The 14,622-nt window shown below is 30.4% G+C and carries 10 protein-coding genes; 1 reads left to right on the forward strand and 9 read right to left on the reverse strand.

Annotation, left to right across the window (positions count from 1 at the left end; genetic code table 11):
* The first annotated feature begins 72 nt into the window (after positions 1-72).
* A complete protein-coding gene (locus EC396_RS06325) occupies positions 73-534 on the forward strand; it encodes an Lrp/AsnC family transcriptional regulator (RefSeq protein ID WP_129365862.1) in 462 nt (153 codons plus the stop codon).
* Positions 535-597: 63 nt separating this feature from the next.
* Here EC396_RS06325 and EC396_RS06330 read toward each other — a convergent pair whose 3' ends face one another.
* From EC396_RS06330 to EC396_RS06370, 9 genes are all read right to left on the reverse strand, one after another.
* On the reverse strand, positions 598-1,170 hold the full coding sequence (locus EC396_RS06330) for a YceI family protein (RefSeq protein WP_129365863.1): 573 nt from the start codon (positions 1,168-1,170) through the stop codon (positions 598-600).
* Positions 1,171-1,270: 100 nt separating this feature from the next.
* A complete protein-coding gene (locus tag EC396_RS06335; RefSeq protein ID WP_129365864.1) occupies positions 1,271-3,289 on the reverse strand; it encodes a DUF3857 domain-containing protein in 2,019 nt (672 codons plus the stop codon).
* Positions 3,289-5,196, reverse strand: a complete 1,908-nt coding sequence (locus EC396_RS06340) for a DUF3857 domain-containing protein (protein ID WP_129365865.1) — start codon at positions 5,194-5,196, stop codon at positions 3,289-3,291. Before EC396_RS06340 ends, EC396_RS06335 begins: the two co-directional genes overlap by 1 nt.
* 51 nt (positions 5,197-5,247) lie before the next feature.
* Complete coding sequence (dtd, locus tag EC396_RS06345; protein WP_129365866.1) at positions 5,248-5,700, reverse strand: D-aminoacyl-tRNA deacylase; 453 nt, start codon at positions 5,698-5,700, stop codon at positions 5,248-5,250.
* A gap of 204 nt (positions 5,701-5,904) precedes the next feature.
* Positions 5,905-6,843 carry a ribosome small subunit-dependent GTPase A gene (gene rsgA / locus EC396_RS06350; RefSeq protein ID WP_129365867.1) on the reverse strand — a complete coding sequence of 313 codons (939 nt, stop codon included), beginning with the start codon at positions 6,841-6,843 and terminating at the stop codon, positions 5,905-5,907.
* Between the two features lie 310 nt (positions 6,844-7,153).
* Positions 7,154-7,972, reverse strand: a complete 819-nt coding sequence (locus EC396_RS06355) for a DUF4249 domain-containing protein (protein ID WP_129365868.1) — start codon at positions 7,970-7,972, stop codon at positions 7,154-7,156.
* Between the two features lie 4 nt (positions 7,973-7,976).
* Positions 7,977-10,349: a TonB-dependent receptor gene (locus EC396_RS06360; protein WP_129365887.1), complete on the reverse strand. Its 2,373-nt coding sequence runs from the start codon at positions 10,347-10,349 to the stop codon at positions 7,977-7,979.
* A 75-nt stretch (positions 10,350-10,424) separates the two neighbouring features.
* Positions 10,425-13,709: a VCBS repeat-containing protein gene (locus EC396_RS06365; protein WP_129365869.1), complete on the reverse strand. Its 3,285-nt coding sequence runs from the start codon at positions 13,707-13,709 to the stop codon at positions 10,425-10,427.
* Positions 13,710-13,752: 43 nt separating this feature from the next.
* The gene (locus tag EC396_RS06370) at positions 13,753-14,610 is read right to left on the reverse strand and encodes a BadF/BadG/BcrA/BcrD ATPase family protein (protein WP_129365870.1); all 858 of its coding nucleotides are present in this window, start codon (positions 14,608-14,610) and stop codon (positions 13,753-13,755) included.
* Positions 14,611-14,622: the final 12 nt, after the last annotated feature.

Consider the following 14,622-nt stretch of genomic DNA (forward strand, 5'->3'; position numbering starts at 1 on the left):
ATAAACAAATACAACAATATATATTACTGTTTTTATTGAAATTTTTTACTAATTTTAGGAAAATTTACTAAAATGAATTTAGACACAACCGACAAACAGATTTTAACACTTTTACAAGAAAACTCAAAAATCAACATTAAGGAAATTGCTTTAAAAGTAAATTTGACTGTTTCGCCTACTTACGATCGTATAAAAAGATTGGAAAAATCGGGGATTATTAAAAGGTATGTTGCAGAATTGGATCAGGAAAAAGTGGGGTTGGATTTGGTTGTTTTTTGTCAGGTAACTTTACAAGTACACTCAAAAACACTGATTACACAGTTTGAAAACGCAACTTCAAAAATGCCCGAAATTATTGGTTGTTACCACATTGCTGGTAATTTTGATTATTTGTTAAAAATTGTAACTCCCAATATAAAATCGTATCAGTTATTTTTAAAAAATAAATTATCGGTTTTACCATCGGTTGCAAATGTGCAAAGTAATTTTGTAATGAGTACGGTAAAAGAACATTCGAAACTGGAATTACTTTAATAAAAAAGGCTGTTTTAAAAAATTGAATTTTTAAAACAGCCTTTTAACTTGCGTAAACCTTGTTTATTTTTTAGCAACAATGGTCACTTGAAGGTCAAATTCATCATTGATAAATTTATCTTTTAAATCGTCAAAAAACGATTTTGACTTGTATTTAACATTGTAATCAGCTCTGTTAACCTGAAAAGTTTCACTTGTTAAAGTAACCGTATTTCCTTTTGCAACTACTGCAGCTTCAAAAGTAATTTCTTTGGTAATGCCTTTAATTGTTAAATTTCCAGTTATATGCATTTTACCAGCCTTATGGTGTGTTTTTGTAACTTCAAATTTTGAAGTTTCGAAAGCTTCAACGTCAAAAAAATCAGCAGATTTTAAATGACCTTCTAACTTTGCACTGCCATCATTATCTTTTATTGAAGACATATCAGCTACAAACAATCCAGATTTTAATTTACCAGCACTCATTTTAATAGTACCAGATTTTAACATAATAGTTCCCGAATGGTCACCTGTTGGTTTGTATCCTTTCCATGTGATTTTTGAACTTGCAGTATCAACTGTATAATTTTCTTCAACCAATGTAAAAGACATTGCAATAAATGCAATGGCAAATATTAAGATTCCTATTTTTTTCATTTTTTAAAATTTTATCAATTAGTAGTTATTACAATAGTACAGTTTTAGATTAAAAACTTACATAAGAATAGCCTTTTTTAATAAAATTTTATGAATCATATTACAATGTTGCCTTCTCTAAAACAATGCTTTCTAGATTTTTACTAACTATGTCTTTAAAAAAAACTTTAAGCGTATCATAATCTAACGCTGGATATATTGCAGTATTAATTTTTAAATACGACTTAACATTTATTGAATTTCCTGAAGTTAAAACATCAAATAAATACATACCATAATTATTTGGCAGACCAATGGCTATTTTTTCAGGAATAGAGGCTACTTTGTAACCCTCAGGTATTGCAATTGAAACTGTAACATTGTCAATCAGTGGAGTTCCAAAATCAATTGGGTATTCTCTTTTTTCTAATTTAAAAGGATTTTCAGTTTCTGATTTAAATAACAATGGCTTTATATAAATTTTATCTCCTACACGATCAACAAGATTTTCACTATTGAATCTATACATTTCAACAACAGACTTATAAAGATCTTTTTTATTGTCAACCCTTAATTCTTCAATTTCTATTTTATTCTTATCTTCAATTTTAGTAATAATATCTTCATCTTTAAGTTTACAATAAGTATCTCTGTAATTTATAGCTCTTAAATTAGTGTAACTATTTCTTACCATTCCTGATACTTCTCCAAGTTCATCAACTTTAATAATTATTTTTGAATTTACTTCAGATGGTTCAGTAGGAATTAAATCTATTGAAATTGAAGATTTATCATCTCTAATTAATCTTCCTTGCCAATTTAAATCCCTTAGCGGTAAATTATTTGGAGTACTATTTTGGTCGGTAGCATCTAACAATATAATTTTATCATCTAATTCTACCCCTGCAATTACAAAATTAAAACCTTCAATAGTTGGGTATAAGGGTATACCATGAGATCTAGTACTAATTAAGACAGGATTTGCTTTAAAACCAGCTGTATTTAACATTGAAACCAAATTTAAATTGATATCAGCTGCATTACCTACACCCTCTTTGTAGGCTTGTCTAGTACCATTTTCTGTTGTAAAACCGTTGAAATTATTCCATTTAATTTTTCGTTTCACCAATTCAAGAATTCCATTAATTTTATCCGAATTTGTTTTAGCCGAATCTAAAACCACGGCTAAATCTTCATTATAATGATTTGATTTATAAATTTGATTGCTAAAATCTGAATCGTTATAAATAGATTTAGTTACATCTTCCCAACTATTTGCATAGTACTTAACTGGTTCGTTTGGCCAATGCAATTCTGAATATTCATATTCTACTGTAGCCCTATAATTGTCAATATTATTAATATAAGGCTCTTCAATTAATGCAGGAACATCGTTAACATCATAGATCTCTTTAGTTATTATATAATCAATATTAGTTTGTGAAAAATTAGTAGTTCCTGAAGGTGTCCACCCAGTTCCTTCAGCTCTAGATTTAGTATTAAATATAATATTTCCTCTTTTCTTTTCAACTTTTGGAGACACAAGATAATAACCCTTTGAACTTTTATTGTACACAAAATACTCAGGAATCTCTATCTCAATATGCATCTTTTTCACAGGAATACCATATTGAAATTGAAGATTATCAATAGATTTAAATGGCGAAGAAATTTTGTATTTCCACTCTACAATACATCCTGGACTTAAATTAGGCATTGTGAATTTTTGCTGAGACCAATATTTATTTATCTCTTCATCAAAAACATCTTTATTACTTAAATCTGTCTCAACAATTTTACCATTATTAATACTAAAAGTTGTTGCTTTTAAAGACGATACTTTCTCATTTGCAGAAGAAGATTTATAATATTTTATACTTTTTGTAGCCCAATCAAAACCTTCAGTATTGTATATTTTTATTCGAACATGAACATCTGTAACAACCTCAAAACCCACCCCTTGAATGTATTCAAAATGGGTATATCTTTTTTTATATAAAATAGCTGCATTTGCTGAAGAATCTAGCGGATAATAGGTTTCCTCAAGCTCTTCTTTTGAAACTTTTCCAAATTTATAATCTTGCGCTATTAGTTGTGCCATGTTAAAAACAATGACTAGAGTAATTAAAATCTTTTTCATTAGGATTTACTTTTTAAAATTATTTTTGAATTATCATATTTACTAATTTCTTTTCTAAAATTTCTATATAGCTCATACTCTTCTTTTGGGTATTCACCTTCGTTAATTTGTATGGTTCTTTTGTACAAATAGGTATGTTCATCAACTTTAGAAACCTCAACTATATACTTACCAAATTTAGATTCAATTGTTTTATTTTCAGGAACATACTCAATATCAAAACTTACAGGCAATTTAATATCAACTTCATCAACATCTAAATAACCTTGCGAAATTTGGAATGATAATTTTCGTTCTCTTACTCTTTTAGGAATGACAAAATTTCTATTAAAAGCATTTATTGGCACTAACATTTCGTTACCATTAAGAATGGCATAATTAGATGCTTCAAACGCGATTTCTTCTTCAAATGCCATTTCTTTTTTATTATTAATAACTTGTAACTCTGAAAATTTTATATTGTTGATATGAGAAAAATAATCTTTAAACAATACGTCAAGCTCCTTATCACTTGCACCATCACTTTTTAGATTGTCAAAATATTGTGTTCCTTTTGAAATAATTTTAACTTCAGCTTGAATGCTTCCATTTCCTCTAACCTCATAACTTCCAATAGATTTTTGTAAATTTTCTGAAGCTTCATAAATTTTAGTACGTTTTATAATTCCACCATCTGGTTTTATTACTAAAACATTTCTGTCATCTGTAAAATCTCCTAAATACCCAAATGGCACTTTTTGATTTGTGCACTCTAGCCAAATATCACCATCATTTGTTGGTAAGTTTAGAATGATGTGGTTGCCTTGCATAGAGAAAAAATCTTCTTCAACATCTCTGTTTTCATCACCAGCCCAAATAATAGTATAATATGCTTCAACACCAACGGCATTAAGTAACGCCTTAGTATAATTCGATAGCCCCTTGCAGTCTCCATAGCCCAATCTATGAACATCATTGGCTTTTATAGGCATCCAACCTCCTATTCCTTCCTGAACACTGATATATCTGGTTCTGTCCTGAACATATTTGTAAATAATTTTAGCTTTTTCTATCGGATCTAAAATTCCATCTACCAGATTTAGAACTTCAGATTTCGCACTATCATTAATTTCATCGTTTCCATTTAACAAATAGTCATATCTCCATTTTCCAAATTCCGCCCAATTATTAGCTTCACCATCAATACCTTCTAAACTAAATTTATTTAGACCTACCAATAAATAAGGTGTAAAATCTTTAAATATTGGACAATAGGGTTCTCTTTTAATAGCTTCAACATTAACTACTTTATACTTTAGATTATTTGTAGCAACTTCTTTTTCAATGGTGTAATTTTCAAAATTTTTCTCTTTAAATCTAATAGCTAAACCTTCACTTGATTTAATTTGATAACTACTGCTTAAAACTGAAGTTGAATAACTATCTACAGGCTGCCAACTAGGTACAAATCCAGTATTTATAGTTTCAATAACATATTTTTTTTGAATAGTGTATGGATAAGAAATTGGTGTATATTTATAATATAACATTCTACTATCTCCATAAAGTGTACCTCCATCTACAGCACTTACATCTTCATATTCTTTACTTTTAACTTTATTAATTTCTTTACCAGAAGCATTGTAAATATAAGTTTCAATACTTTTAATTTTTTGATTTTTATCAAAATGGACGTATACATGGCTATTGTAGTCTCCCAGTTTATTTAGTACTGTTACAGCTGTATTAACCTCAATCGTCATTTGATTTTGAGATTTAACATTTACAAAAGTGTCTTCAAAAAGCACAACAGAATTTGCATTATTAAGCAGATTTATTGGAATTTTTGAAATTTCAAAACTATAATCTTGTGAGAATAAGCTTGTTGAAAAAATGCAAAAGAGCAGTGGGGTTAATATGTTTTTCATTAGAATTTTTTATTCCAATAAAAATAAAAAAAAATACTAAATAACCCTCAATTAAATTTTATTTTTTGAATCAATAATAATGGTTACAGGGCCGTCATTTAACAAATCAACTTTCATATCTGCACCAAATTCGCCAGTTCCTACTTTTTTATTGATTTGATTTTCAAAGCTGCTGATAAATTGTTTGTATAACGGAATGGCAATTTCAGGTTTTGCAGCGTTTAAATAAGACGGTCGGTTGCCCTTTTTGGTACTAGCGTGTAAGGTAAACTGACTAACAATAATGGCATCGCCATTAACTTCAATCAACGATTTATTCATTACTTGGTTTTCATCATTAAAAATGCGAAGATTTGCAATTTTTTTTGAAAGCCATTCTATATCGTTTTCATCATCTAAAGGTTCAATACCTAATAAAATAAGTAAGCCATTTTTTATTTCGCTTACAACTTTTCCCTCAATAGTTACAGCTGCTTTTGTGACTCTTTGTATTACAGATTTCATGTGTTTTTTTGTGGTTGATGGTTTCTATTGACTGTGATCAAGATCACAACTTGGGTCTTATAACTATATTATTATCGCTTTGACTGCGCACAACGACCAAAAGACTTCTGACTTTAGGCTTTTTAACTTTCAATTTCTGACTCCATTATTATAGCTTCGACTTCGCTTAGCAACCAAAAGACTTCTGACTTTTCAACTTAATTACTAACTATAAATATCTACCCTATAATGTTCTTCATCGCCTTCAACCATTTGCACATAACTATTGTAACGTGATGCGGCAATTTCGCCAGATTCTACTGCTTCTTTAATGGCGCATTTTGGCTCGTTTATATGCAAACAATTGTTGAATTTACATTTTGATTTCAGCTTAAAAAACTCAGGAAAATAATCAGTAATTTGGCTTGGTTCAAAATCAACCACACCAAAACCTTTAATTCCTGGTGTATCAATAATAAAACCTCCAAAACCAAGTTCAAACATCTCAGCAAAAGTTGTAGTGTGCATACCTTGCTTGTGTTGTTTAGATACTTCTTTGGTTTTTAAATTTAATGTTGGTTCAATGGCATTTATAAGTGTTGATTTCCCAACTCCTGAATGTCCTGAAAACATGGTAGTTTTATCTTTCATCAAAGCTTCAACCTCATCTACACCAATATTTTTTGTTGCCGAAATAGCGATACATTGATAGCCTATGTTGGTATAAATATCGTCTAACATGGCCAACTTGTCTAGCTGCTCATCGCTATAACTGTCTAATTTATTAAAAAGAATGACTGTTTTAATTGAGTAAGCTTCGGCAGTAGCCAAAAAACGATCGATAAAACCCGTAAAAGTTGGCGGATTGTCTATAGTCACCACCAAAAAAGCAATGTCTATATTAGAAGCTATAATATGTGTTAGTTTTGAAAGATTTACAGATTTTCGAATGATGTAATTTTTACGATCAAAAATTTTATTGATAACACCAGTTTCTTTTCCATCTTCAAATTCAAAATTTACCTGATCACCAACTGCAACCGGATTGGTACTTTTAATGCCCTGCATTCTAAATTTACCCTTTAAACGGCAATCTAAACGCTCTCCATTGTTATAATAAACAGTGTACCAACTTCCTGTAGACTTAGTTACAATTCCTTTCAAATTTTAGTTTTGGGTTTTTATTAAAAACATATGCACAAATATAGTAAGTTCTATTGAATTACGAATTTAGAGATTTACAATATTAGAAGTTTGATATTTGATATTTGATATTAGAAGTTTGATACTTGATATTAGATATTAGATATTAGATATTAGAAGTTTGATATTCGTAATTCATAATTTGTAATTCGTAGTTCATAATTCGTAATTCGTAATTCGTAATTCGTAATTCGTAATTCGTAGGAATAAAAATTTAATCCTTTGAACCTTTTGCAATGATTCTTTTAACCTCTAAAATACTTTAAAAAAACTACTTAAAAACATAGGGTACTTTAGATACTTGCGTTAATCTAAAATAGCCAAAAGCATTTGCAGCCGGATTTGTAGTATTGATACAATTTCCTTTTAATTGTGCTGGAATGGTACTAAAAGGACCGCCTTCACTACTTTGCTCTATCAATAAACGAATGTAATTATAGTATTGTTTTGAAATTCCGTACAACGCAATATTCACGGCATCTCCCACTTCAAAATCTTCACTTTCATAAAAAACATTCATTTGATTACCATCGGTAAATTCATCAGAAATATCAAACAATGCAGGTAACAAAATTCTTTCAGAAGTAAATTTAATTAAATAAAAATTTTCTATTTGAGCAGGATCTGTAAAAAGTACATTCACTTCTAGGGCGTCTTTATTAAAACCCTGATTTTTTGATTGACTCACAAAATCAATAGGTACCACTGGCATCAATGTTTCGGTTGCTGTATAAATATCGTTATTGTAAATAATTTCTAATGAATAAGATTGATTGACAACTGGTCTAAAACTATTTGTTGTGTAAGCGCCATTATTTTGATCTTCAAAAACAAAAACTTGATTGGTGGAATTGTTTGTTATTTTTACAGAAGCTCCTGTAACTATGTTTTGCTTGTTGTTTTCAAAATAAGAAGTTGACAAACTTAGATAAATTGTTTGTCTATTTCCCATAGTTCCCAATTCCCAATCAATAGAAGCTTCAACAACCAATTTTGGTGTTGCCATTGGCACATCAACATCAACAACATCGGTACAAGAAGTTAACAATACATAAAAAAGTAACAGGCTATATTTTAACAATTTGCTCATTTTCTTAAAAATTAAAATTATAGGTTACAGATGGTACAATACCAAAAATAGCGGTTCTTGTTGCTTCATTTACACTAGACTCCAAATTTTGACCAAAGGAAATAGCTGCTGCATTTTTGCGATTGTAAACATTGTAAATTCCAAAAACCCATTCGCCTTTCCACCTATTATCTGGTTTTTTATTGGGCACATAAGTTGCTGAAATATCTAACCTATTATAAACCGGTAAACGGTTTGAATTTCTTGGTGTATAACTTGCTATAGACAAACCTTCGTACACATATTGTGCGTTGGGATAAGTAACAGGTCTACCCGTTTGAAAAACAAAATTTGTTCCAAACGACCATTTTTCATTTAAATTAAAAGAACCTGTTATTGACAAATCATGTACCCTATCATAAGATGAATTATACCAATTACCATCGTTAATTCCCAAACCACCTGCTTTTCCGCCTAAAGTTTTTTGTTCGGTTTTAGACAAAGTATATGCAAACCAACCCGTAAATTTTCCAACTGTTTTACGCAGCAAAAATTCCAATCCATAAGCCCTAGATTGACCATTTAATATTTCACCTTCAATATAATTGTTACCAATTAAATCGGCTCCATCAATATAATCAATTCTATTTGCAACATCTTTATAATAAGCTTCAACTTCTAAAGAAAATAATTCACCTTTAAAATTTTTATAATACCCAACCGAATATTGGTTTGAAAGTTGGGGTTTGATAAATTTACCACTAGGAGTCCAAACATCTAAAGGTGTTACGTTGGTTGTATTTGACAATAAATGAAGGTATTGTGCAGTACGCGAATATCCAGCTTTTACAGAAGACGAATTATTTAACTCGTAAGCAACAGCCAAACGTGGTTCAAAATTGTTATAATTTGCAATGCTTTCATCTTTGGCATAATCGGTTTCACTTTCAATTTCACCCGTTTCATAAATCCCTAATTTCTCATTATAAACAACAGGCATACCGTTTACATAATTTGCCACAGACTGACCTCCTTGACGGTTAAAATAACTCCAACGCAAACCATATTCAACAGAAAAATTTTGACTTATTTTTTGTTCAACACTGGCATAAACACCCGATTCAAAAGCTCTTTTTTGATCTAATTTAAAATAATTTACTGAAGAAGTTCCTGACGTTGGAAAAATTTCACCAGGATTGAAATTGTAAGAAATAGAACTGGCTCCAAAATTTAATTTAACGGCATCATTTATATAGTACCTAAAATCGTATTTTACGTTGAAATTTTCTATGGAAGAAATCCAATCAAATTCAAAAATATCAATCCCTAATTCGTAATCGTATTTGCTATAAATCAACGATAAATTTGAAAATAATTTATCGTTAAAAATGTGATTCCATCTTAAATTTCCAGATAAATTTCCGTAAGAATTATTAAAACTATCCGAAAAAACCATATTATCTCTTCCAAAATAACCCGAAAGAAACAGCTTATTATTATCGTTTAAACTATAATTGCCCTTTAAATTTAAATCGTAAAATCCAACACCATAATCTTTGTTAAAAGCATCTAAAAACAAATTAACATAAGACGCTCTACCCGCAACAATAAAAGATCCCTGACCATTAAAAAGTGGCGCTTCAATAGCCAAACGACTAGAAATTGTACCAATTCCACCAGACATTTTAAATTGTTTGCTGTTTCCATCTTTTTGACGCACATCCAACACCGATGAAACCCGACCACCAAATCTTGCCGGAATACCACCTTTGTACAATTTTAAATCTTTAATTGCATCAGAATTAAAAACCGAGAAAAAACCAAAAACATGCGACGTATTGTAAATAATAGCTTCGTCTAATAACACCAAATTTTGGTCAACAGCACCACCTCTAACATTAAAACCCGTAGAGCCTTCGCCATTGTTAGTAACACCAGGAAGCAACAATATGGTTTTTAAAATATCAACTTCACCCATTACCGACGAAACTTGTTTTAAGGTTGCTGCACTTAATTTTAAAACACTCATTTGCGGTTTTGAAATACTCATTTCTTCAGAATCTGAAGATGTAATAAGCACTTCGTTTAATTGGGTTGAATTTTCTTTTAACTCAATAGCCAATTTTTTATCAGTATTTAAGTCAAATTGCTGAACCACATTGGCATAACCTAAATAGGAAACCACCAAAGTACAAGTACCTTTTGGCGCAGAAATAGAGTAAAAACCGTATTCGTTTGTCAAAACGCCAATGGTTGTATTTTCTATAAAAACTGAAGCTCCGTATAAGGTTTCTCCACTACTTGCATCGGTTACAATGCCACTAATTGTGTAACGTTGCTGCGCAACTATTGAGGTGGAAATGAATATAATTAGAAGAAATATCTTTTTCAAATTGATGTGTTTTACTATGAAAACTTTTGAATTCACAGTTACAAAAATAGGTAAGATAAATTTAAAACCGGTAAGCGTTGATTATTTTATTTTCAATACTTTAAGTGCATTGTTTTTATTTAAAATAACCAAGTGAGGTTGATTTTTAATCACAATTTTTGAAATAACTTTTGCTTCGTTGTTGTTAAAATAACTGGTATCATTTAAAAAATCAAAGCCGCCATTTTTATTTCCAAGCAAAACATATCCTTTTGAAGCGTCGTAACGAATGGTTTCAACCTCAGCTTCATACACATTTCCAACACCAAAAATATCCAAATAGCCATCGTTGTTAAAATCAAAAGTAACTGCACTTAATGTTGGACTAAATTGTGCCTGAACTGGTAATTGTTCAATTTCAAATTGTTTGTTTTTGCTGAATTTTAAAATAAAAGAATTAAAATTGTGTGCGGTATAATGTGTTGCATTGTTTAAGGCTTGTTCTCCGTAAATATCAGGCAATGTTAACGATGCAAACTCTTTAAAAGATTTTACTTTTTCATTTAATACTGGCACTTGTTGCGACGAACATTCTTTACCGCGAACCGGTAACAACGCACCTGTTTTTGAAACTTTGCTCAACACAACATCAAAAGTGGTATTGCTATCTAAATAATCTGCATAAATGTGTAATGGTTTTTCTTGGGATGGGTGAAACTTGTTATTTGCACCCCAATTACCAATAATATATTCTTTAAAACCATCGCTATTCGCATCGGTTTCTGTAATACTTTGTGCCCAATTATTTGAATTTTTAAGCACCGAAACTTCTTTTTTAATGAATTTTTTGCCAACATTTTCAAATATCACAACAGGCATCCATTCGCCAACAACCATTAAATCAAAATCTCCATCGTTGTCATAATCGGTAAAAATAGCATCGTTTACCATTTTTAAATCAGACAAATCATTTATTTTTTCTGAAGTTACATCTACAAATTTTCCATTGTTATTTTCTAACAAGTACGAATTATTAGACAAAGGATATTTTCCGTGAATGACCCTTCCGCCAACAAAAATATCAACATCGCCATCATTGTCGTAATCAGAAGCCGCAATACCTTTAGAATTTGTAGTAATTTTTGGTAAATTAGTTGCTTTGCTAAAATTGCCATTTCCATCGTTTACATACAATCTATCCTGCAACAATTCACTATTTTCTTTTATTTCATAACCTCCAGAAGTTACATACAAATCCAAATCTTTGTCGTTATCTGCATCAAAAAATACAGCATCCGTATCTTCAAACAACTTATCCATTTCAAACAAATTAATATTTGAACTTTTAAACGTTCCGTTGCTATTTTGAATGTACAATGCCGCTGCAGCACCTGTTGCATTTCCAACAAAAAAATCATCCAAACCATCGCTGTTTACATCGGCAACTGCCAAAGGCGAACTCACTTCAGATTGTTTTTGAGGCAACAACAATTGCAAGTCAAAATCGTTGAAATTGTTTTCTTTTTGCTGAAAATTGATTCCCAAATCTTCAGGAAGCACGTTAACAAACAAACCACTTTTTTCTTCAAAAGTTGAAGTTTTTACAGCTGCATTTTTATAAGCCAATAAATGATTTTGATTGATTGAAATGGCTGTTAATTTTTGCTGAAATCCATCAACCCAAACTACTTTAACACTATCAATTTTTGCTTGTTTTGCCAATCCAAAATTCAACTTATTTGAAACTGACGATTGAAAACCTCGACTAACATACAATGTTTTAGACTGCTGCAATTTACCTGCAAAAACAGTGACTTTGGCTCCAATACCTTTTTTATTATTTTCTGGACCTTCAAAAGAAAATGAAACAAAATTATTGTTGGCATTGTTTTGATAAATTGAAGCCACTTGAGCCATATTATTTACAACCAAATCCAAATCACCATCATTGTCCAAATCGGCATAAACAGCGCCGTTCGAATTTATTTCAGCATCTAAACCCCAATTTTTGGTGGTATTTGAAAAGGTTAAATCCTGATTATTTTGAAAAATATAATTGCTTAATTTACTAGATGGCATCATATTTATGGCTTCATCTAACGAAACTTTTTTGCGATTTTGAATATTTGTTTTCATCTGATTTCTAAAATCCTGATTCGACAAATCGTGTGCAATTCCATTGGTTACAAACAAATCGTTAAAACCATCGTTGTTAAAATCGGCCATTAAAGGCGCCCAACTCCAATCGGTTTTAGAGATTCCTGCCAGTTGCCCAATTTCACTAAAAGTACCGTTGCCATTGTTTAGCTGCAACATATTAGACATATATTGATAATGATAACCTGCATTTACCAACGCCCAAAAGTTTTGAGTACTCATAGTTGCCATATTTTCTTTTCCGCGAATATGGTCTTCTGCCATCATATCCAACACCAGCAAATCTGGTTTTAAATCGTTGTTAATATCGGCAAAATCAGACCCCATACTGTTGTATGAAATATGCTTAAAATAAGTTAAAACCTCATCTTTAAAAGTTCCGTTTCCTTGATTGATGTATAAAAAATCGGGTTCTAAAAAATCATTTGCTACGTAAATATCAGGTAAATTATCGTTGTTAAAATCGCCTATTGAAGCACTTAAACCCCAAGCTTTATTGGCAACACCAGCTTGTTTGGTTATATTTTCAAATTTTTCACCGTTATTTCTAAACAACTGATCTGAGTTGTAATCTTGAATATTCTGTTGAATTTCAGCATTGATAAATGTGTTATTTTGAAAATCTTCTCTGTGATTTACCAAATACAAATCCAAGTCGTTGTCTAAATCAAAATCAAAAAAATAAGCTTGTACAGAAAACCCAATATGATCAAGTCCATATTGCGCAGCACTTTCTTTAAAAGTATTGTTTTGCTGATTGATGTAAAGCTTGTTTTTTCGAAGTTCAGGATTTTTTAACGAACCCGATTTACAAACATAGATATCTAAAAAACCATCGTTGTTAATGTCGACCATAGTAACCCCTGCTGACCAACCTTCTGCATCGGTTACAGCTGCTTTTTCAGTAATATCTTCAAACTGAAAATTGCCTTTGTTTAGATATAATTTATTTGAACCTTGGTTGGCGGTAAAATATAAATCTTCCAAACCATCGTTGTTAATATCGCCAACAGCAACACCTCCACCATTGTAAATATAAGGGTAGTTTATAAAATTAAAATAAAGTGTTTCGGTAATTTTATTGTTGAAATTAACTTTAGTTGTTTGGTTATCAACCAATGTAAACAGTGTATTGCTATTTGAAGTCTCAATTGTTTCCGTTGATTTTTTACAAGAAACAACTAAAACTAACAATATTACGAAGCTATATTTTAAGATTTTTTGCACCATAAACAATTAATTTTCAACCATTAAAAACAACAATTTAAGCCAATTAATCTAAAAAGTTGGTTTCTTTTATTTTTAAAATCACACTTTCAATTGGTCGTTTTACAAAACGAGATGTTTTTAAACCTCTTTCTTTTAAAGCATCCATAATATAATCTTGGGCATAAAAAGCTATTGAACCCACAAAATACAATGGCACTGTTTTTAATTCTTCTTTAAATTGTAAAATATTATTGTCTATAAATTTAGCAATGCCTTCTCTAATAATTTTATCAATTAAAGCATTGTTTTTATGTTGAAATAAAAACTTTGCAAACTCTGCTAAATATTGATTTGGCGTATTTGACTGGTATAAATTTTGAATCACAATATTCTCATCTAAAGTATATTCTTTTTCAAAAGCTGCTTTCAAATCTGGCGACATCTGATTGTAATAATAACTTTTAAGCAACTCTTTTCCAAAGTAATTTCCACTGGCTTCATCCATTAACAAATAACCCATTGCAGGTACTTTTAACTGAATATTTGCACCATCGTAATAACAACAATTAGAACCTGTACCTAAAATACAAACCACCGCTGGGTCAAAAGTTGTTGCCCAAACAGCCGCCATAGTATCTTCTTTAACTATGGCTCTTGAATTAGGAAAAAGCTTGGAAAATAAAGATGTTATAACCTCAATTGTTTTTGATGTATTGCAACCTGCACCAAAAAAATAAATACATTTTATTTCATTTTTATATTGAAGCAATTCTTTGCTATTGGCTAAGATTTCTTCTAAATGCTCCTTTTTTAAAATTGAAGGATTTAAACCTTTTGTTCTAAATTTAATAGGCGCCTGCTTTTTATCTTCAAACAAAACCCAGTCGCATTTTGTTGAACCACTATCTGCAATTAATAACATAATTGTAATTTT

The organism is Lutibacter sp. HS1-25, assembly GCF_004121075.1.
In the GTDB taxonomy this organism is placed as follows: Bacteria; Bacteroidota; Bacteroidia; order Flavobacteriales; family Flavobacteriaceae; genus Lutibacter.

Excerpts from the sequence above, each read along its gene's own strand:
- EC396_RS06325 (WP_129365862.1), top strand. The coding sequence starts at position 73 with ATGAATTTAGACACAACCGACAAACAGATTTTAACACTTTTACAAGAA.
- EC396_RS06330 (WP_129365863.1), bottom strand. The coding sequence starts at position 1,170 with ATGAAAAAAATAGGAATCTTAATATTTGCCATTGCATTTATTGCAATG.
- EC396_RS06335 (WP_129365864.1), bottom strand. The coding sequence starts at position 3,289 with ATGAAAAAGATTTTAATTACTCTAGTCATTGTTTTTAACATGGCACAA.
- EC396_RS06340 (WP_129365865.1), bottom strand. The coding sequence starts at position 5,196 with ATGAAAAACATATTAACCCCACTGCTCTTTTGCATTTTTTCAACAAGC.
- dtd (WP_129365866.1), bottom strand. The coding sequence starts at position 5,700 with ATGAAATCTGTAATACAAAGAGTCACAAAAGCAGCTGTAACTATTGAG.
- EC396_RS06355 (WP_129365868.1), bottom strand. The coding sequence starts at position 7,972 with ATGAGCAAATTGTTAAAATATAGCCTGTTACTTTTTTATGTATTGTTA.
- EC396_RS06365 (WP_129365869.1), bottom strand. The coding sequence starts at position 13,709 with ATGGTGCAAAAAATCTTAAAATATAGCTTCGTAATATTGTTAGTTTTA.
- EC396_RS06370 (WP_129365870.1), bottom strand. The coding sequence starts at position 14,610 with ATGTTATTAATTGCAGATAGTGGTTCAACAAAATGCGACTGGGTTTTG.